This window comes from Psychromonas arctica (assembly GCF_038155225.1).
GTDB classification, from domain to species: Bacteria; Pseudomonadota; Gammaproteobacteria; order Enterobacterales; family Psychromonadaceae; genus Psychromonas; species Psychromonas arctica_B.
On record NZ_JBAKBA010000010.1, the window covers coordinates 58,019 to 78,339 of the forward strand.

Annotated in this window: 13 protein-coding genes; 11 read left to right on the forward strand and 2 right to left on the reverse strand. The window is 36.3% G+C overall.

The genetic code is table 11. From position 1 onward, the window contains the following. Positions 1-72: 72 nt before the first annotated feature. The 11 genes from V6255_RS06110 (at position 73) to V6255_RS06160 (ending at position 15,701) form a co-directional block, all read left to right on the forward strand. Positions 73-594, forward strand: a complete 522-nt coding sequence (locus tag V6255_RS06110; protein WP_341627354.1) for a TRAP transporter small permease subunit — start codon at positions 73-75, stop codon at positions 592-594. Beyond that, the gene (locus tag V6255_RS06115; RefSeq protein WP_341627355.1) at positions 587-1,912 is read left to right on the forward strand and encodes a TRAP transporter large permease subunit; all 1,326 of its coding nucleotides are present in this window, start codon (positions 587-589) and stop codon (positions 1,910-1,912) included. The genes V6255_RS06110 and V6255_RS06115 overlap by 8 nt, the downstream gene beginning before the upstream one ends. 338 nt (positions 1,913-2,250) lie before the next feature. Further along, on the forward strand, positions 2,251-3,195 hold the full coding sequence (locus tag V6255_RS06120) for an ornithine cyclodeaminase family protein (RefSeq protein WP_341627356.1): 945 nt from the start codon (positions 2,251-2,253) through the stop codon (positions 3,193-3,195). 787 nt (positions 3,196-3,982) lie between these two features. Further along, positions 3,983-4,732: an NPP1 family protein gene (locus tag V6255_RS06125; protein WP_341627357.1), complete on the forward strand. Its 750-nt coding sequence runs from the start codon at positions 3,983-3,985 to the stop codon at positions 4,730-4,732. A 305-nt stretch (positions 4,733-5,037) separates the two neighbouring features. Then, positions 5,038-6,249: a hypothetical protein gene (locus tag V6255_RS06130; RefSeq protein WP_341627358.1), complete on the forward strand. Its 1,212-nt coding sequence runs from the start codon at positions 5,038-5,040 to the stop codon at positions 6,247-6,249. Between the two features lie 222 nt (positions 6,250-6,471). After that, positions 6,472-6,594, forward strand: a complete 123-nt coding sequence (locus tag V6255_RS06135; protein ID WP_341627359.1) for a hypothetical protein — start codon at positions 6,472-6,474, stop codon at positions 6,592-6,594. Positions 6,595-6,967: 373 nt separating this feature from the next. Continuing rightward, positions 6,968-10,321 carry a mechanosensitive ion channel domain-containing protein gene (locus tag V6255_RS06140; protein ID WP_341627360.1) on the forward strand — a complete coding sequence of 1,118 codons (3,354 nt, stop codon included), beginning with the start codon at positions 6,968-6,970 and terminating at the stop codon, positions 10,319-10,321. Between the two features lie 401 nt (positions 10,322-10,722). Continuing rightward, a complete protein-coding gene (locus V6255_RS06145) occupies positions 10,723-10,905 on the forward strand; it encodes a hypothetical protein (RefSeq protein WP_341627361.1) in 183 nt (60 codons plus the stop codon). Positions 10,906-11,286: 381 nt separating this feature from the next. Then, entirely contained in the window at positions 11,287-11,625 is a 339-nt protein-coding gene (locus V6255_RS06150; RefSeq protein WP_341627362.1) for a hypothetical protein, read from the forward strand. Between the two features lie 44 nt (positions 11,626-11,669). Next, positions 11,670-15,017, forward strand: a complete 3,348-nt coding sequence (locus V6255_RS06155) for a hypothetical protein (protein ID WP_341627363.1) — start codon at positions 11,670-11,672, stop codon at positions 15,015-15,017. A gap of 501 nt (positions 15,018-15,518) precedes the next feature. Then, a complete protein-coding gene (locus tag V6255_RS06160) occupies positions 15,519-15,701 on the forward strand; it encodes a DUF1778 domain-containing protein (RefSeq protein ID WP_341627364.1) in 183 nt (60 codons plus the stop codon). 303 nt (positions 15,702-16,004) lie between these two features. On the opposite strand, the gene purU is transcribed toward V6255_RS06160, so the two are convergent. Continuing rightward, entirely contained in the window at positions 16,005-16,883 is an 879-nt protein-coding gene (gene purU / locus V6255_RS06165; RefSeq protein ID WP_341627365.1) for a formyltetrahydrofolate deformylase, read from the reverse strand. A gap of 405 nt (positions 16,884-17,288) precedes the next feature. Then, a complete protein-coding gene (gene gcvP, locus V6255_RS06170) occupies positions 17,289-20,201 on the reverse strand; it encodes an aminomethyl-transferring glycine dehydrogenase (RefSeq protein ID WP_341627366.1) in 2,913 nt (970 codons plus the stop codon). Positions 20,202-20,321: the final 120 nt, after the last annotated feature.

Consider the following 20,321-nt stretch of genomic DNA (forward strand, 5'->3'; position numbering starts at 1 on the left):
GGGAAGCGGCTGAATTACGGTCTCTTCCCTTTTTTGTTTTCAGCTATTCGGATCCGTCACATTAGGAATACAATGATTCATATCAAAATAATAAAAGTAATAGAAATGACAACACGGTTTTTTGGTGGCATTGCAGCACTATTAATACTACCGCTTGTTGCTGCATTGATTATCGAAGTTTTTAGCCGACATGTTTTAGGCTCGCCGACTGTTTGGGCATTTGAAATTAGTTATATGGTAATGGGGACTCTTTTCGTACTTGGCATGGCGAATGCACTTCGACTCAAGCAACATGTAAGTGTAGATCTACTTACCATGAAAATGCCAATCAGAGTCGTTGCGTTCATTCGAATGATATTTTACTTCATGTTGTTGCCAATCCTCATGTGGCTAACATGGGAGCTGGCTTATTATTTTTACGAGGCTTTTGAAAGTGGTGAGCGGTCTGGACGCTCAGCATGGAATCCAATCGTTTGGCCTATTTACTTTACTTGGTTCTTAGGCTTTTTATTACTAGTTTTACAACTGATTGCAGAACTTATTAAAGCCATCATCACCCTGACTAGTGGAAAAGAGGATGACTTATATGAATGAGTTTCTACCTATTTTAATGTTCCCTGTACTTATCTTATTTATCTTTGCAGGTGTACAGATTGCTTTTGCGATGCTCCTAACAGCCGCTATTTTTGGCTTAATAATGTTTGGTGACGTAACCGCTTATCAACTACTAACAAAAATTGAAGAAACAGCCTCTAACTCTATATTGGCCGCAGTTCCATTATTTATCTTTATGGGGGCTATGCTAGAAAAGTCTGGCATAGCTGAAAGACTATTCCACGCTATCCATTTGTGGACAAAGCGTCTTCCGGGTGGAATTGGCGTTGGAACTATACTGCTTGGCGCTATATTCGCAGCATCCAGTGGCGTTGTCGGTGCAACCGAAGCGGTTATTGGTCTACTGACGATTCCTGTTATGTTGAAGCATCAATATGATAAACGCTTACTATCAGGGGTCATTTGCGCAAGTGGTTCGTTAGGTACTGCTATTCCGCCTTCTATTACCGTTATCGTGCTAGGACCAGTTGCAGGAATATCTGTTGGTCAGTTATTTAATGGCTTGCTTATACCTGGCCTATTAATGGCTGCTTTATTTATTATCTATGTCATTGCCATCGCGTATTTTAAACCCAATATGGCACCAAGAGAACAGGATGACGAGGTAGAGGTATCGCTTGCTGAAAGATTGAAAGTCACCGTTACAGCAATCATTCCCGCAGCTGCTCTGATCTTTACGGTTCTCGGTACTATTTTACTGGGGCTGGCAACACCAACTGAAGCTTCCGCTTGTGGGGCATTAGGTGCTGTCATTTTGTCTGTTTGTTACCGAAGCTGTAAATTAAAAGTCCTTTGGGAATCGATGCTGAGCACCGTAAATATCACCGCAATGATTTTACTGATCGTAATGACTGGCAACATGTTTGCAGGCATCTTCTTTGCGACAGGTGGCATGCAAACCGTGCAATCACTGCTAACAGGGTCTGGTTTCAGTCCAACTACTGTCCTTGGATTGATCCTGTTAATTGCCTTTATTGCAGGTTTTTTACTGGATATGATGTCGGTTGTGCTGATCATTATTCCAGTTGCCATTCCAATTGTCCGTTTGTTAGGTTTTGACGACATTTGGTTCTGTGTTGCGTTCTTAGTGGTATTACAAACCAGCTACCTAACGCCGCCACTGGCCCCGTCAATCTTCTATTTAAGAGCTATTTCACCGCCGAGTATAACGCTAAAGCACATGTACGCAGGTGTCGTTCCTTTTATCTGTATTCAACTGGTTGTTCTATTTGTCATACTCGCTTTTCCAGAAACAGCACTCTGGTTACCGCGTATTCTTGGCGCTAAAGACTGGTAATTTAGTAAAAGTATAACCCAGTAGCCATGTTTCTCTGGGTTATACAAAAGCTGAACACCATGACGAATAACTAAGTTGATGTCTCTATACCAATACAACATTCCCATAATTTACGACATGCTAGGCATTCAATTCATATTAAAAATATCGCTCTACCAAATATTCGTGAGAACCACGTACATAATCAGCCCCCTGTGTCAGCATCAATTAACTATTGCGAAGTACATGCATGATTTAAATTGATGGTGAAAATAGCGTAACGAATAATGACTATGCATGCTTAGACGCTGTCAGTAAAACTCACTTGTAAATAATTATTTATCAAAGGAAATCATAAAATGCATGTAATCGAAGCGTCTGAAGTTCATCAGACAATGAATTTTGAAGAATTGATTCCAGCAATAGAACAAACGTTTGCAGGTAATCACGGTATGCCGCAACGTAATGTATTTTCTTTAGAAGAGGGCAATGACCATGGCGATGGATTTGCCGTATTACCCGCTTGGAACAACAAAGCAATTGGCGTTAAAGCCTTTACCCATTTCCCTGAAAACGGTCCTAAGGGTCTAGATCGCTTATATTCAAAGATTTTAATGTTTAAACGCGAAACTGGAGAGCCTTTAGCTTTAGTTGACGGTTCCAGTGTTACTTACTGGCGAACCGCTGCAGTCTCTGCTTTGGGTAGTCAATATCTGTCACGTAAAAATGCCAGCCGTTTATTAGTTTGTGGTACCGGTTATCTAGCGTCGTATATGGCATTAGCCCATTCTAGCGTTAGACCCATTACCCATATAGATATTTGGGGGCGTAGTTTAGAAAAATCTGAAAAAGTGGCAGAGCAGGTGCGTGAGAAACGACCAGATATAACCGTTGTAGCTATTACCGATCTTGAAAGTGCGGCAGGTCAAGCGGATATCATTAGTTGTGCGACGGGTGCTGGCGAGCCATTAATTTTAGGTGAGTGGGTAAAACCGGGCACGCACACTGATTTTGTCGGCAATCATTCACCAAACCGTCGAGAATGCGACACAGCTTTAATTACCAAAGCCAATGTTTTTGTTGATAGCCGCTTAAATGTATTAAGTGAAGCTGGTGAGTTATTAATACCAATCGAAGAAGGTGTGTTTAGTAAAGGTGATGTCAAAGCTGAGTTGGCTGAACTTGCCAGAGGTCAACATAAAGGACGACAAACAGAAGAAGAAATTACCGTTTTTAAAACCGTCGGTACTGCATTGTCTGATTTAGCGGCGGCTTGTTTAGTGGTAGATAAACTAACCCATTAATATGTTCAGGTGATTAAGGAGTGACTCGAATTAGTCACTTCTTAAGAGTATTCCTCATTATATTCAATAGTTTATTTTAGCTTCTTTTTAAAAATATACCCTAAAAGGTGACTCAATTGAGCTTACAAGTATCACTTCATACCACAGATGAGCTGCTAACACGCGCAACAGGTGAAACGCTCACGCGGACTTTTTCAGAAAGCACTTGGAAGCACGTTACTTACAATTATTTAGAGAGGTAGTAGAGCAGGCTAGGCAGGTTTTCGTCTAATCTTTGTATTTTTGGAAGAATGTAATGAAAAACGATTAATTAACGACGGCTAAAGAATTTCCAAATATGATTATTTTTCCCTCAAGTTTTATTAATCAGTTTGTTTGTTAGATATTCAATTTTTTCACTAAAAATAACGTTATTTTAAATCTTAAATAAATTGATGTTTGAGTTTGCTAGCAAGGTTAATAAAGGCTTTAGACTATTCAGTATCAAAGTAATCTAAATCGCGTAATAAAGTCACCATTAAAAGGGATAAGTTAACGCATTATTAGATGTTAATTTATTTGATAAGTAAGATAATTAATATTTTTAATGAACTTAAAAGCTTTAAAACATATTTTTATTGTAATTTTAGTAACACTAAATGGGTGATGTTAATCACGTTTTTTGTGGTAATGATTATCACTTTAATATTTGTATGGGTAGTATGATCACGCTCTTTAAGAGTGTCGGCCTTACTTATTAAGTTTTTTTGATAGATGAGGATAATTTTAAAATATATATGAGTCTATTATGAATATTACAAAATTGTTAGGAGGAGGCCTCATCGCGATAGCCTCTTTTTCATCCCATGTTTCTTTTGCTGCTAGTTCAGTGCCTCACGATTCTCTTGAACCGATATCTGGCCTTACAAATACACTTACACAGCGTTACCTACCATTATTAAATATTGGCGATGGTTGTCACCCTTATACCGCTGTTGATGCTGATGGTAATTGGAATGCTGGGCTAAAAGATTCGGGTAGTAATGGTGGGAATTGTAGTTTAGATACCAAGCAACAAGTTTATGTACGTGGTGCGGCAATAACCGATACGATAACTGCGATTATGTATGCTTATTATTTCCCTAAAGATAATGGATATTTAGTTGCCTCAATCGGTCATCGTCATGATTGGGAATATGTAATGGTGTTTGTTGAAAATTACAATGATACTTATAACTCAAGCAATGAAAAAATTATAGGTGCAGTGTATTCAGCCCATGGCGGCCTTTCTGCAAGCACAAACCCTAATCGTGGTGGCAATAACAATACCCATATATACATAAATTATGATTTTCATGGGAGTGTTACACACAGCTTTGCTGAAGGGTCTAAAGGTTCAGTTGATAAACATAGAGCTATTATCTGGGGGTTAATGACAGATGCTGCTAGAAATTCCTTAAATGTTAGAGATTTTGGAAATGCGGTAGTACCAGTAAGAAATAGAGATAATAAATTTCAAAATGAAGTAGAAAAAGCGAAAGATGCTCTAGGGTTATAAAGTATTTTCGTCATAATAACTCACTCATTATATTTACTTACTACTAAATATTTGAATGATTTTTTTTGAGTTTAATACGCCTTAAAATCTACTCATGTTTTAAGGCGTTTACAATCTTTGTTCTTAACTATTAAAGTGATGCCATTTTGATTCTTTCTCGTCTTATTAAAACGCTATTCATATTACTGTTAACTACTTTTTTACTCCTTTTATTACTTAAAAACGTCATCTTTGATGAGTCAAAAAAATCAACTATATCAACTACTCCTAATAATCAAACTATTGCGATAATCTCAAATGATGGAATGAATAATAATGATGACAATCGCTATCAAAACAGAAGTGATAGTTCGGAACTAAGCACCTTACTTCAACAAGTTATTATTACTGACAATAAACAATACACAGCGGCTCAATACAAGGCTTTCTTTGTGCTATGGATGTCGAAAGAACCTGAAAGTGTAATGGCTTATCTATTAAATTTAAAAGATGGGGATTTTCGTTTCTCCATGTTGTTATTAGCCATGAAGGCTTGGTCTGATACTGACTCTGATGCTCTCAATACATGGTTATTAATGACGAAGACAGGTACTACATTAGACTTTGTGATTGTTGAGTTGTCTCAGAATAATAATATTTCACCACAGTTAGCTATTCAATATACTGAAAAAATAAATGAGATTGATTTGCGTAATAAATCAATCGACCAAATCCTCCAAAAATGGGTCGACACGGATATATTTGATGCCGTTGACTGGGTTAGTCAAAACAACATCGCATATCAACAATACGGACTACCAATTTATAGTCTAGTGATTGAAGAAGATATGGATGTTGCACTTTCATCCTTGTATTTATTATCAGATAAAGACCCGTCAATTACTGCTGCCATTATCGATGCAATCACTACTAAAACATTTCAATTAGTTAGCGAAGAGGGATTTGATGCGGATAATATTGCTTTAGCGCTATTGTCATTACCCCATAATGACTTCAGTGACACTATTATCGAAGCTATTTTGCCACTTATTTTATCTCATAGTTCGACAGACAATACGATATCACTTATCGATAATATATCGAGTGATGAAGTTCGTGATGCGATGCAGCAAAAGATGGTCGGGATATTAATGCGTAGCGATATTCCAACAGCTTTAAATTATATTGATTATTTTGAAAGTGATGACAAGCGTCAGCAAGCATTTGATACGATTATTAATCATTGGGCGGAACAAGACTTGTCTGCAGCCAGTGATTGGTTATCATCCGTTGATATAGGTAATAGTGATGCAGGATTTTCTTTGGCTCAAATCGCAGTACAACAAAATGACATTAACATTGCTCAAAAATGGATAAAAGAAATTGAAAATAACTATGATGTAGACGAAATGCACTATCTTATTTTTAATCAATTATATCAAGAGAATACAAGTTCAGCAGTTGATTATCTTAATGATCAGACTGATTTTTCTGAGCAAGAGATACACACAATTTTAAGTTCTATGAATAGTAATTAAATCGCCTATTATCATGAGCGATTTAACCACGAAGTTTTGAAGGGTGTAGAAGGTTAATTCAACATAGATATACAGAAAAATTACAAATTGGAGCCTAGAAAATGAGTAAATACGATCAAGTAAAAGTACTGGATACTCAGTGACTTTAGCTCGTAATGGATTGATTTTTTTGCGAACAACTAATGACTGTTCACAACTTCTAAGCTTTATTACAGTCTGGATATGGCGACTGCAATCCATAAGGTAAAATTAGCCTTGCCTGATATCGAAGTCATTGAAAACTGCGATGATGAAGCCGTTGCGCATTATATTGAGACGCACCTGCTAAATGGAACAGAAATATAAGATTGTTTATTTGTTCGAGTAGATAAAGGAAGTGACGGGAATATTAATTAACGGTTACTTCAATTTTAATTAGATTGCTTAGGTATCGCTCTGTTAGATGTTATCGAGCTAATGACCCATTACAACTTAGCACCCTGTAAGTTATTGGTCGATATGATTTATCTATTGCAAAAAATGATGTATTGAGTGTGATTTGATATGTTTGTGGTAATCAATTTTTGAAATACAAGGTAGGATAGTGGTGTTTTTACTATCTTCGAATCGTCAATAGATTTAACAAAAATGTTTTTAAATATTCATTGCGATAGTAATACATAAATTATAGTCTTTAAACCAAATCAATGCATTGAAAACATATAACAGGTTGTGAATAATGAAGTTTTTTATACTCGTACTAGTTACTCTTAACTTATTAGTTCCATTTGCATTTGCAGAACAAAACGCACTAGAAAAACAAATTATAGACGCAGTAGATCGTTTCGACCAAAACACAGAATTAGTTGAGGAACAAAAAAATCAAGTTCTTACAACACTCAAAGATGCTCAAAGAATACTTATTCAAGCAAATGAGCAAGCCGAACTCGCGGAAAATTATGATGAAATAGCAAATACTGCGTCTCAAAAAATATTAACTATCCAAGATGAAAATACGCGTTTAAAAAATAGAGCAATTGAAATCGACGCAAAGCTGCCTGTTAATCAACTACAAAATCAGGTCTTATTGGAGCTTGCAGATCAAGAAAGTCGCTTAACCATGCTAAATGAAAAGCAACAAGAACAAAGTGATTTAAGTGTCCGTGGTAGTAAAATTGCAAACGAGCTTAGTGAAGCACTAGCGAATAAAAAAATAATTAGTGAAGCAATTAATAAAGATGCAAGTCAAAGTACAAACCCTATTGAAATAGCCGATTTTTTAAAACAAAGTGCAAATGTCGAGAAATATTCTGCAACAATAAATAAGCTCGAACGTGAAATCGACACGATTCCAGTAAGGCAAACGTTAGTCGATGCAGAACTTGTCCAGTTGCGTATGCAAAGTGAATATTATGAAAAAAAAATTACGGCTCTGCGAGATTATTTATCCCAAACCCGGAGTATAGAAGTACAAGCAACGCTAAATCAAAATAAAGAAACACTTGAACAATTTGAACCAAAAACTCCGCTTTATACTATTGCTAGTGAAAATGTTTCGCTAGCTGAATTGCTCGTAAAAATGCAGGCTGACTCATCCTTTAATAAAGAAAATATTAGTACGCTACGAAATAAAAAGCTTGAAGTGCAGCAGTCATCAGAAACAGTTGAACGTGTATTGGCCACGGGAAGAGTAACAGATGAATTAGGCGAATTATTACGTAAACTGCGCACATCTTTACCCAACGTTGGAGCGATTGATCTACGCAAAGATGCCATTGAGGAAGCTGCAATTCGAAATCAACTCGATGTGATATTGTGGCAGGAAAGAGTACGTAATATCTCTGATAGTTCGGTTACTTCTCAACAGTTTCTGGAAGAGGCGCTCCAAGATAATAAAGAAAATTTAGTTCAGGACCAAAATGATAGTAGCACTGTGTTTACCTATTCTGACATCGTATCTGCGCAAAAACTGGTTGAAACACGTCGTGCGTTATTAAGTTTATTAATTGCAGCATCAAATGAAAAGTCTGATGGCATCAATGAAGAAAAGCTGCTTATTAATCAACTTTTATTATCAAGCGCAGAGTTAAGAGAACTGTTAGATCGTAGGCTTATTTGGTTACCTTCAAATTCAGGGAAAGCAGGTAACTTGGCCAATAATTTTATTAATAATATTCAGTGGTATCTTTCACCAGATTCATGGTTAAACTCAATTAAGATTTTATATGCAGGGATTTTAAAAACGCCGACTTTATTTTTAATCTCACTTATCATCCCAATTACTATTTTAGCCTTAAAATCTAAAATTATTAATGTTTTACAATCATTAGTTAATCAAGTCGGTAGAGTCGGAAAGGATACTTATTTTACAACGCCACTTGCTCTATTGTTAACGTTTATTTTAGCGTTGCCTGTTCCCCTTGTTTTATGCACTCTTGCAGGTTTAATTTTAAATAATGCTGAATCTAGCAGTTTTTCAGCTGCTATTGCTACAGGCTTAGGATTAGCTTCTTCAGTCAGTTTGATTTTACTTTTCTTTCGGTCAATGAGTCGCCAAGATGGCATATTTGATAAACATTTTGGGTGGAGTGATATTGCACGAAATAAACTCAGAAAGATGTTAACGTGGTTTGTGCAGGCACAATCTTTAGTCACTTTTGTATTTGCAAGTGCAATTGCGAGTGGCGAGCCTGAATTGCGTTATGGCATAGCTATTATTGCTTTTATTACTGGGTCGCTCTTTATTACTATATTTACCTACCAATTTTTTCAACCTAATAATGGTGTAGCAAATAGTGTCGAAGGCGATTCATCTGCCAGTACATTTATGTATTTATCATTTCCTTTTATTGTTATTTCTCCATTTGTTATAGGTTTACTTCCGTTATTTGGTTTTTTTGATACTGCAGTCGAATTACAATCAAAGCTCTTCCTATCAGGTATATTATTGGTATTAGTAGCAGTTGTTTATGGCATTATGTTACGTATCTTTTTAGTTACTTTTCGTCGCCACATAATGAAAAAGAAACGCTTAGAAGCGAAGCTTCAACAAGAGGAGCTTTTAGCACAAAGTAATAATGAATCAAATCCACCTCAAACTATAAACAATGAAGTAAATAATGAGATAAACAATGATGAAGTAATAAGACAAAGTCGAACAATCATACTTTGGATCTCTCGACTATTATTTATAGCTTGTCTTTGGTTTGTTTGGAAACCTTTATTACCTGCACTAGGTATTGTTGATGATATTGTTCTTTGGCAAGAAGTGACTGTAGTAAGTGGTGTAGAGTTAGCTAGCGATGTGACATTGTTGCAAATTATTCTAGGCATCAGTTTTATAGCAGGTGGGGTGGTTGCGGCTAAAAACATTCGTGGTGTTATTGAAATTGGATTTTTTGAACGATTCAAAATGGATAACGGGGCTCGCTACGCTTTAATTACACTTTTAGGTTACATCTTAGTAGGGACTGGTAGTGTTGTTGGTTTATCTCTATTGGGTATAGATTGGTCAAAATTACAGTGGATTGTCGCGGCTTTAGGTGTTGGATTAGGCTTTGGTTTACAAGAAATTGTCGCTAACTTTGTCTCAGGTATTATTATCTTATTTGAAAGGCCAATTCGGGTAGGGGATTTAGTCACTATTGGCGACCAATCGGGTACCGTGACTAATATTTCAATTCGAGCGACTACGGTAACAGATTTTGACAATCGAGAGGTTCTGCTTCCAAATAAATCGATTATTACTGAAAATGTAACGAACTGGACTTTAAACGATGCAGTGACTAGGGTCGTTATTAAAATTGGAGTGGCTTATGGCTCTGATGTGGAACAGGTTCGAGATTTATTGATGCAAGAGCTTAAAAATAAACAAGACATATTAACGCAACCAGGGCCGCAAGTTTTCTTTTTAGAGCACGGTGATAGCTCACTTAACTTTGAAGCCCGTGTCTATGTAGAAAAAACTGAACATCGCCTTCCAGTCACACATGCTATTAATAGTAGTTTTAACCAAGTGCTTGCAGAAAATAATATCTCTATACCGTTCCCACAAAGAGACTTGCATATTGTTTCTAATCAACTGGTCCCGTAATTGTGATTGCCTAGAGTTAAGAATACAAACGTTGGTTACATATTGCTTCTAAGCCTTACAACGTTAGATTCTATGCATTATAAATTTATCAAAGTGAGTTGGGTTAATGAGAAATATGGATTATAAAAATATTGAAAAGTGCTGGACAGCCAGTGACTTTAGATCGTAATAGATTGATTTTGTTGCGATCAACTAATGGCTGTTCACAACTTTCTCATATGAAATAAATTTAATTAAAACGGCATTCTCTTTTGATGTATGTTTTCGGTAGTATTAAATTTGAAATTATCTTTTTATAGCTTTATTAGGTTGTGTTCCGTCACGTGGTTTATAGGCTGAAATGTCGATGGAAGGCTCTCTAATCCTCAATAAACAATACATTAATATCCCTTAATCGATATATGTATACAAAATACTGGTTGATGGACGACGTACTGGTCATTGTTATATCTGCTGTTTATTCGTTAATTGGTAAAGATGACCAAGGTGCAGTTGGCTCTTTAGAAGAGCTAGCGTCATTCGCAGAGCACACGGGTAAGTGTTGGATAGCCAGTAAAAACCAACTGCGGCCACAAATTCATTAATTTCCTGTAACCCCACACAATAAAAACATAATTAGCATTCGCTAATGGTTTACATGCGCAAGATTCATGATTTATCTGAAAATGAGCAATATTTTTTTGTTTTAGACACTTAAAAAGTATATTCGTTAATACCCCTGATGATTTGATCAATCATATTTAGGTCTGTTTCATATTTTAAAAGTTTTGGCTGTCCTAAATTTCCGGTTGTTGAGGCGAATATTGGCAATAAAATCGTAGGGTTCTAATTTACATTTGGGGCGGTTCCGAGCTAGCTTCAGAAGGCGGAAAGGGGCACATTGTGTCACAGAAAACATTGCTTATTTTACTATAAATTAGTAGCCTATGATTAGTATTTTCACATACATATTTTTGAGGTTTTTTATGGATTTTATTACTAGTGCTGTATTAGGTGGGTTACTTTGGGATTTTATCAAGTTCAGAGCTGCTCCAACGGTTGAAAATATTAGAGAAACAGTCAGTAAAGTAACTAATATTGATGAAACTATTGAGTTAGCGCTAAGTCAAGAATTGACAAAAATAGACATTAACCAATGTGAGTCTCAAGATGAAGTAATACAAAAGCTTGAATCCTCTTCTCAGATTAAAGCTTTATTGAGCCAGCTAAACCAAGCAAATTCACCTCAAGTAGTTGTTCAAACTTTCGGTAGTGGGGATGCAGTCTACGGCGATAAAGTTATGGGGGACAAAATCGTCGGATAAGATGATGACCTAAGACAAATATAAATACTTAACAGAGACAATATATGACAAGAACACAAGATAACGTTGCAAACGATATTACTGCAAGTGTATCAGCTACAGGCAGTGGTGATGCTGTATATGGTGATAAAGTAATGGGGAATAAGTACATCACCATTATCCAAAGTGATGTTTCTTTAGAACCTGTTAAGCCTGTATTGTTAGATATTGTTCAAAAGCTTGGTGAGGGGAAAAAAGGTCAAGCAGAAGATATGTTAAGAGCTTTAGGTATGCTAGGCAACCTCAACTCTACAGCAAGAATAGCTATAGCATGTTTAAAATCAGTTAGTTATATTGAGTTGTCAGATGATGAAAAACAAATAATAAAGACAGCTTACTCGGAGAGTTCTTCCCAAGATAAAGATTTTCAAGACTTTTTAAATGCAGCTGCAATTAACTTACTTCGAGAACAAAAATCAGAACAAGAATTAAAAGACTTTTATTGTGATCTTCCTGCAAACCCTTGCACTGATATCGCTTACTATAAAACATTAACTAAGATCAGTTCGAGTGATGATATTTCTAGAGAATTATCTAGTTTTTCTTTACCTGTTTTACATTTGTTGTTAGAAAAAGCATTGGCTTCTGGGAAACATGACATCTGTCAACAGATTTTTGATGAGCTCAAGAAAAAAGATCTTTTTTCAGATTTCTCAGGGCAAGCAATAATTTTAGAATGTATATCAATTAATAAGTTTCAAATAAATGATTACTTATTACTATCTACAGAGCAAAAAGAATATCTTGATAATGTAATTGAGAAGTTAACTAATTTCACAAGTAACCTCCAATCTATCGATAAACAATACTTAGGTCTTGCCTGTCAGTTGTTGCTTTATACCCAATTTACGAACTCTAAACTTCATAATTTTGTGAAAGATCATCGTTCCCTGCTTAACCAAATTGATTTCAGAGGTAAGGATGTTGTTATCTCATTTTTGGATCATGATAACGCAGTTCAATTACCTTCTCCATTAAAGTCAGAACACGAAATAGCTCTGGAAATTATCGAAGATGTCAAAAAGGAAAAATTTTCTACTCGAAAAATATTAGTATTATGTGAGAAAAAAAATCCAGAAAGTGTGGAATTCACTTTAAATGAATTAATGAAATTAGATAAAACGACTACTAGTTTGGCATGTTATTGTGCATTAGCGGCAAAAGCAGCTGATTTTTTAGATAAAAGCCAATTCCCTTTACTTAAGATTGAAAAAATTCTCTCGGATGACTTTAAGGGAGAAACTATTGAATCTAATTTCTTACTCTCAACCGCAAATTTTCTATCTATAGCTGGTTATAAAGGGTTATCTTTACTTGCTTTGGGATTGTTATTTAAAGATAAAAGCCCTTGGATATCAGATGCATATTCTCAGTATCTATCATTACTATATGAAAATGAACAATATAACTCTTTAAACACTCATCTAAGTACAATGAGCGATCAAGAACAATCTCATCCTGATATTGTTAATCTAAAGTCATGTATTGCAAGCCATGCAGATAAATTTCCAGAAGCAGTAAAATTAATAGAGGAGCAACTAAAAAGTTACCATGGGAGGCCTCTATCAGAGTCAGAAAAAAAATATTGTATATATCTCTGGCTAAGCTTACTTATAAATTTAAACCGCTCAATATCCACGTCTAATCTTGCTGAGTATGTTAAAAAAATACCAATTTCTATATTTTCTGATCCTGATAATGAGCTTGCTTGGGATCTTTTAACCTTTTTTGGAGAACGATATATAGAAGTAGAAGACACTGTATTAACTTGGTTTTTCACAGATCCAAATAAGTATGCAAACCAATTATTTAAAGTCGTTATGAATAGGCCTCCTAATATAACGCAAGTAGGTTATAACAGCGGAATATTTAAAGCTGGTTATCTATATACAGAAAACAAGCAACCAAAATATCGTATGGTTGTTGATGATCAAAGATTAACGACTGAAAACCCGCAGTATTTGATTCATCCAAGCACTTCTCTTGCACAAAGGTTGCAAAGCAAAGAAAAAAAACCTTACTTTATACACAATACTAAGCACTGCTTAATTCAAGAAATTCTCCCACCAACTATAGCAGCTCATCGTATTGCGGTTAATATTTTAGATAATGATGAAAATCAAACTTTTTCCAGTATATCTTTCCCTGAAAATGCTACTGGTGAAGAGATTATGGAGGTTCTTACAAACTTTTTAGATAGTAACCACTGTTACTCCCCTACAGTGAAAAATTATTTAAGGGGGAATTTCCCTTGTATATTTAAATACCAACTTATTAATGCTAATAACTCTTATGGTAAAGCATTGACTGCAATACTATCTAAAAATGTATATATGGAGTTATTCAGTGATAACGATGCACCTTTTGAGGAATCAAATAGTGAAGATTTTATACTCGATGAAGTTGGTTTTGCTTTTCTTGTCGTATCTGGGCTATTCACTCAAATAGAAGCTAGAATGCACATTACAAGTGATACAGCGAAACAAATAAAAGAGTGGTGTTATACCTATGGAGATCAGGGAATTGTGTTTGACCCTGAAAAAGATAACTTTATTGCTTTGGGGAATGAAGAAAATTTAGATCAAAACTTAAACCTAAGGAATATAACGGAAAAGCTGTTAAAAAAATGCAACATTCACAATGAGCGTGATTATGATGTTCCTTTAAAATTAACTATTTTAGCTGATCAGCTACTAAGCCCTAGCACTAAAAGTTCGCTTGGTTTGGCTCATACTAAAGGTTTTAGTTATTTTACCGTAGATTCCCAACTCAGGGCATTCTTTTCTAAACCTGAATTTAGTAGTGTCAATATTGCTCCTATAAGTGTCAAAGATTTTATGCTTGGTAATTCTAATGTTGATGAAATTGGCCGTTTACTTGCTCTTCATCAGCATAATTTTAACTTGTTTCTTCCTTGGGCTGTATTCAATGAGCTGTGCTTCAATGGTTCTGAAGAATCTTTACATAATTTAACGTTATTTATTGATGATATAAATAATTTTGAAAAAGAGGTTGTTGAAAAGAACATCGAAATAGTGGTAAAGACTATCTTTATAAAACGCCTAAATGATTTAAACTCTCATGGCCTCAATTATCTTCTCGAATCTCTTTTTACAAAATTATTTGAATCTATCCATACACCGAAAGAAGTCGCTCTGGTATTCATAAATACACCTTCTCCTAGTATATTTCAGCCTTTTGAAAAGGAGTTACTAAAAACATTAACATTACATTTCATAGGAAATGCCATGATAATGGCAACAAGTTCGGTTGTAGCCGCATATTCGAACGCTTTAAAAAAATCGATTCATAATTCATCTAAGGTAGCGAAAGAAATAGAAGGACTTTGTTAGATTACTGAAGTGGTCAAATTAAACTGGCCTCCTTTTATTGGTTCCTAAGGAGCTATGGGGGGAAAGTGATTTCGGAACATATTCAGAAAAATAGTTTCGTTATGTCGATTTTCACTCATTAAGAATTACAAACACTTTTTATAGTTTGAACAATTACATAATTGAAAATAGGCAATCATAAAATGGTTGCCTAGTTTTTAGTCGTGAGTAATTTTAAAAAAACTTGTCACAAATTTAATTAACACTTAATACTAAAACCTAATCTTCAATATAGCTTTCAATATTCGGACATGAACAAATCAGGTTACGATCCCCAAATACATTATCTATACGGTTTGCGGTTGACCAGTATTTAATGCCTTTACTGAATTCATTTACATGTTATATATGTTTTCTAAATGAATAAAAGTCCGTCATATTTCCGTACAGTTATTATTGGTTTTTTTAGGCTTATACGTTCTCGATTCAGGTAATGTTCCGTACAACAAACAGGAGATAATGATGGCGATTGCACAGTTAGATATTAGATTGGATGAAAACATAAAAGCAAAAGCTGAACATGAAATGATGGTTGTGGAGGGTAGTGCTTTTGATCAGTTTGTCGAAGCTTGTGATAAAGCAAATAATCCTAATACCGTATTATTAACCGCCGCTGAATTTACAAAAGAAAGTCTCGTTGAATGAGTTGCTCTAAAACGTCTGAAGAATTAATAAGTCAATTCATGATCGTAACTCATTCGATTGTGGTGAACTTGAGTTGAATGTGTTTATAAAACGCAAGCTGCTAAACACATGCAAGCGGGTATTAGTAGAACAATGATATTACCCTCTATATACCAGGCTCTGCAAATAATAAATTTCCAATCTGCGCTTTTTACTTCAATCATTATTCATTTCGCTTAACGGATGTTATCTAGTCCTAAAGCTTAGATAACATCGTTAGCAATACTCTTTCAATTAACGCTTTAGCATTAGCTATTCGCTTGTTTACTTACCAAACACAACGGTTTTATTACCATGAAGAAATATTCTATTTTCAATATGGTAACGCACAGCACGAGATAGGGTTAAGCATTCTATATGGCGTCCTTTGGCTGCTAGGTCTTCTGGGTAATAACTGTGATCAACGGTGTCTACGCTTTGTGTGATAATGGGACCTTCATCTAAATCGTCACTGACATAATGCGCCGTCGCGCCAACTAACTTAATACCGCGATCGTATGCCTGATAATATGGTTTTGCACCTTTAAATCCCGGTAATAAGGAATGGTGAATATTAATTGCTCGGCCAGATAATTTTTTAGACATGTCACTTGAAAGTACCTGCATGTAACGTGCTAGTACGACTAAATCAGATTTACTCTCCTCAATTATTTTATAAACTTCTGCTTCCTGTTCTGGTTTCGTTTCTTTTGTGATCGGTAGATGGTAATAAGGAATACCATGCCATTTTGCTAACTCTTCTAAATCAGGGTGATTTGAAATGATCGCCGGTATCTCGATATTAAGATCACCCGTACGGTAACGATATAAAAGGTCATTTAAACAATGGTCATGTTTTGACACCATAATAACGACTTTTGATTTATAAGGTCTTGGCGCTAGTTGCCATTTCATTTCAAACTGACTCGCACGTTGCTCAAATTGCTCTGTGAAGTCATCTTGGTTAAATATTGCATCTGAATCGAGTCTAAATTCCACACGAATAAAAAATCTGTTTTCCGTGGTGTCTACAAAAGAATGAATTTCGTTAATGTAACATTGCTGTTCAAATAAAAAGCGAGTCACCACATCAACGGTACCCGTTCGACTTGGGCAATCTGCAGTGATGATGTAGGTTTGTGCTGCTGATTCAATATCCTTCATTTTAAATCCTTTTGGTATTTCAACAAAATGTGATGATTAAGAGGTATCTTCAGATGTATTTAAATTGTGTTGCTATAGAGATATTTTTGTTATGAATAGTGGTGAATAGACGTTTTGAACGTGTTAATGAATGACTGTTTGAAATAATTGATTTGGAAATCAATCAACAATATTTAACTGTTATTTAGACAGTTATGTTTAGATAATTATGTTTAGAAAGTTATGTTTGAGAATAGTGTCTAGATAATAATATTTAGAAAGCACGGTTAAAAATAACGGCTAGTAAGTCATTAGAGAGCTACATCATATTCAATGATTAACATGTAGCTCTCTTATATGCATATTGATTAATGAAAGTATTAAGTTAACGATGTTTAATGCTAAAAATCGTTAACTAATAGATTTCTAATCTTCCATATAGCTTTCAATACTCGGGCATGAACAAATCAAGTTACGATCCCCAAAGACATTATCGACACGGTTTACAGTTGGCCAGTATTTAGCGCCTTTGCTGAATTCAGTTGGGAAACAAGCTAGTTCGCGAGAGTAAGCGTGTGTCCATTCAGCGTCCATTAGGTCAACTTGCGTATGTGGTGCATTTACTAATGGGTTATCTTCTAGCGTCCATTCACCTGATTCAACTTTGCTTGCTTCATGACGAATTGCAATCATTGCATCACAGAACCTATCTAACTCAGTTAAGTTCTCAGATTCAGTCGGTTCAATCATAAGTGTGCCCGCCACTGGGAATGACATGGTTGGAGCATGGAAACCGTAATCCATTAAACGTTTAGCAATATCTTCACCTGAAATGCCAGAGGCAGCTTCAATAGGGCGGATATCGATAATACATTCATGCGCTACTCGTCCACCTTTACCACGGAATAAAATAGGGTAGTGTGGGCGTAAACGTTCCATTACGTAGTTGGCATTTAAGATAGCCAGTTTAGTCGCTTCAGTTAACCCTTGCTCACCCATCATTGCAATGTACGCGTATGAAATAGGAAGAATTGACGCTGAACCTAACTCGGCTGCTGATACTGCGTAATGTTTGTTGTCTGCAGATTCAGTGACTTCGATGTGTCCTGGTAGGAACGGGATTAAATGTGCTTTAACACCGATTGGTCCCATACCTGGGCCGCCGCCGCCATGTGGAATACAGAATGTTTTGTGTAAGTTAAGGTGCGATACATCAGAACCGATAAAGCCCGGTGTGGTTAACCCTACTTGTGCATTCATGTTTGCACCATCTAGGTAAACTTGGCCACCAGCTTCATGTACCCATTCACACACTTCTTGAATCGATTCTTCGTATACGCCGTGCGTAGACGGGTAGGTGATCATGATACAAGATAGATTTTCACGATGTTTTTCGATTTTAGCTTTTAGATCCGTATGGTCGATATTACCTTCAGCATCACAGCCAACAACGACAACTTTCATTGAAACCATGGCAGCAGAGGCTGGGTTAGTACCGTGTGCTGAGCTTGGAATTAAACACACATTACGGTGCGCATCACCATTATGTTGATGGTAGCGTTGAATCGCGATTAACCCTGCGTATTCACCTTGGGCACCTGAGTTAGGTTGTAAAGACATACCGTCGTAACCGGTTATTTCACATAACATGGTTGATAGCTTTTCAGCGAGTTCTTGGTAACCAAAGCTTTGCTCTGTTGGTGCAAACGGGTGCATTTGACCAAATTCAGGCCAAGTCACAGGTAACATTTCAGCGGCTGCGTTTAACTTCATGGTACAGCTGCCTAATGGGATCATACCGTGTGTTAATGAGTAATCTTTGTTTTCAAGTTTTTTCATGTAACGCATCATTTGTGTTTCACTGTGATGCGCTGAAAATACTGGGTGTGTTAGGTATTTGCTGGTACGACGACATGCTGCTGGAATGGCTGCGAATTCATCTTTTGCAATGGTATCACTGAATTCACTAACTTGAAGTGCTTTACCTGTGATGGCTAGTAATAGATCTTCAATATCTTTTGCAGTGGTTGTTTCATCTAAACTGATGCCCAATTGCACGAGTGCATTGTCTGTTGTTGCATCTAATGATGGGAACTTACGTAAGTTCATGCCTTCAGCTAATGCACGGTGGTAAATTGCTTTACTCTGTTCATTCGTATTAATGGTGATGGTATCAAAGAAAGCTGTATTTTCTAGTTCAATGTCTTCACTCTGTAAACCCGCCGCTAAAATAGCTGTGTAATGATGTACACGACGACCAATTTTCAATAGACCTTCTGGTCCGTGGTATAACGCGTAGAATGCAGCCATATTAGCGAGTAATGCTTGAGCAGTACAAATGTTTGACGTGGCTTTTTCACGGCGAATATGTTGCTCACGCGTTTGCATTGCCATACGTAAAGCTTGCTTGCCTTTACTGTCTTTTGACACGCCAATAACACGACCTGGCATAGTACGTTTAAACTTATCACGTGTTGCCATGAAGCCTGCATGTGGACCACCAAAGCCCATTGGCACACCAAAACGTTGTGCGCTACCAATTACTACGTCTGCGCCCATTTCGCCGGGTGCTTTTAATACGGTTAATGCTAGTAGGTCTGATGCAACGGTCACTAATGTCTTTTTAGCATGCGCTTGTGCAATCACGTCTGTTAGGTCTGTGACATTACCGGTTGTGCTTGGGTATTGTAGGATGGCACCAAAGACGTCGTGGTTATCTAGCTCTTCACTTGAACCAGTAATTATTTCATAACCAATGTATTCAGCACGTGTACGGATAACGTCTACAGTTTGTGGATGTAGTTCATTACTGACGAAGAAAGCGTTACTTTTGCTTTTACTTGCGCGCTTACATAATGTCATTGATTCTGCGGCTGCTGTTGCTTCATCTAATAAAGAAGCATTCGCTAAGTCCATTGCAGTTAGATCCATTACTGCTTGTTGGTAGTTTAATAATGACTCTAAACGACCTTGTGAAATTTCTGGTTGGTAAGGCGTGTAAGCCGTGTACCAGCCTGGATTTTCTAAAACGTTACGTAGAATAACGTTAGGCGTTAGGGTGTTGTAATAACCTTGACCTATAAAACTACGATTAACGACATTTTTTTGTGCAATGGTTTTTAATGATGCCAACATAGCCGATTCACTTTGTGGCTCTGCTAGGTTCATTTTCTCTGGTAGACGAATTGCCGCAGGTACGGTTTGGTCAATCAGTTGATCTAAACTAGTTGCACCAATCGTCTCTAACATTACTTGCTGTTGAGCTGAGTCGGGGCCATTGTGGCGAGTTGCAAATTCTTGTTGGTCACTTAATAAATCGAGTAATGTTTTGGCAGTCATATTAATCCTAAACAGTTGCAGTTATAGAAAGGTTGTTTTCTTCTTTATATAAGCAATTACTAAGCATGCACGAAGCAAAGAGTAATTAAATGCTTTATAAAAAAAAGGCGAATTCAAATG

Coding starts and splice junctions, on each gene's coding strand:
- V6255_RS06110 (WP_341627354.1), top strand. CDS start 73: ATGATTCATATCAAAATAATAAAAGTAATAGAAATGACAACACGGTTT.
- V6255_RS06115 (WP_341627355.1), top strand. CDS start 587: ATGAATGAGTTTCTACCTATTTTAATGTTCCCTGTACTTATCTTATTT.
- V6255_RS06120 (WP_341627356.1), top strand. CDS start 2,251: ATGCATGTAATCGAAGCGTCTGAAGTTCATCAGACAATGAATTTTGAA.
- V6255_RS06125 (WP_341627357.1), top strand. CDS start 3,983: ATGAATATTACAAAATTGTTAGGAGGAGGCCTCATCGCGATAGCCTCT.
- V6255_RS06130 (WP_341627358.1), top strand. CDS start 5,038: ATGAATAATAATGATGACAATCGCTATCAAAACAGAAGTGATAGTTCG.
- V6255_RS06135 (WP_341627359.1), top strand. CDS start 6,472: ATGGCGACTGCAATCCATAAGGTAAAATTAGCCTTGCCTGATATCGAA.
- V6255_RS06140 (WP_341627360.1), top strand. CDS start 6,968: ATGAAGTTTTTTATACTCGTACTAGTTACTCTTAACTTATTAGTTCCA.
- V6255_RS06145 (WP_341627361.1), top strand. CDS start 10,723: ATGTATACAAAATACTGGTTGATGGACGACGTACTGGTCATTGTTATA.
- V6255_RS06150 (WP_341627362.1), top strand. CDS start 11,287: ATGGATTTTATTACTAGTGCTGTATTAGGTGGGTTACTTTGGGATTTT.
- V6255_RS06155 (WP_341627363.1), top strand. CDS start 11,670: ATGACAAGAACACAAGATAACGTTGCAAACGATATTACTGCAAGTGTA.
- V6255_RS06160 (WP_341627364.1), top strand. CDS start 15,519: ATGGCGATTGCACAGTTAGATATTAGATTGGATGAAAACATAAAAGCA.
- purU (WP_341627365.1), bottom strand. CDS start 16,883: ATGAAGGATATTGAATCAGCAGCACAAACCTACATCATCACTGCAGAT.
- gcvP (WP_341627366.1), bottom strand. CDS start 20,201: ATGACTGCCAAAACATTACTCGATTTATTAAGTGACCAACAAGAATTT.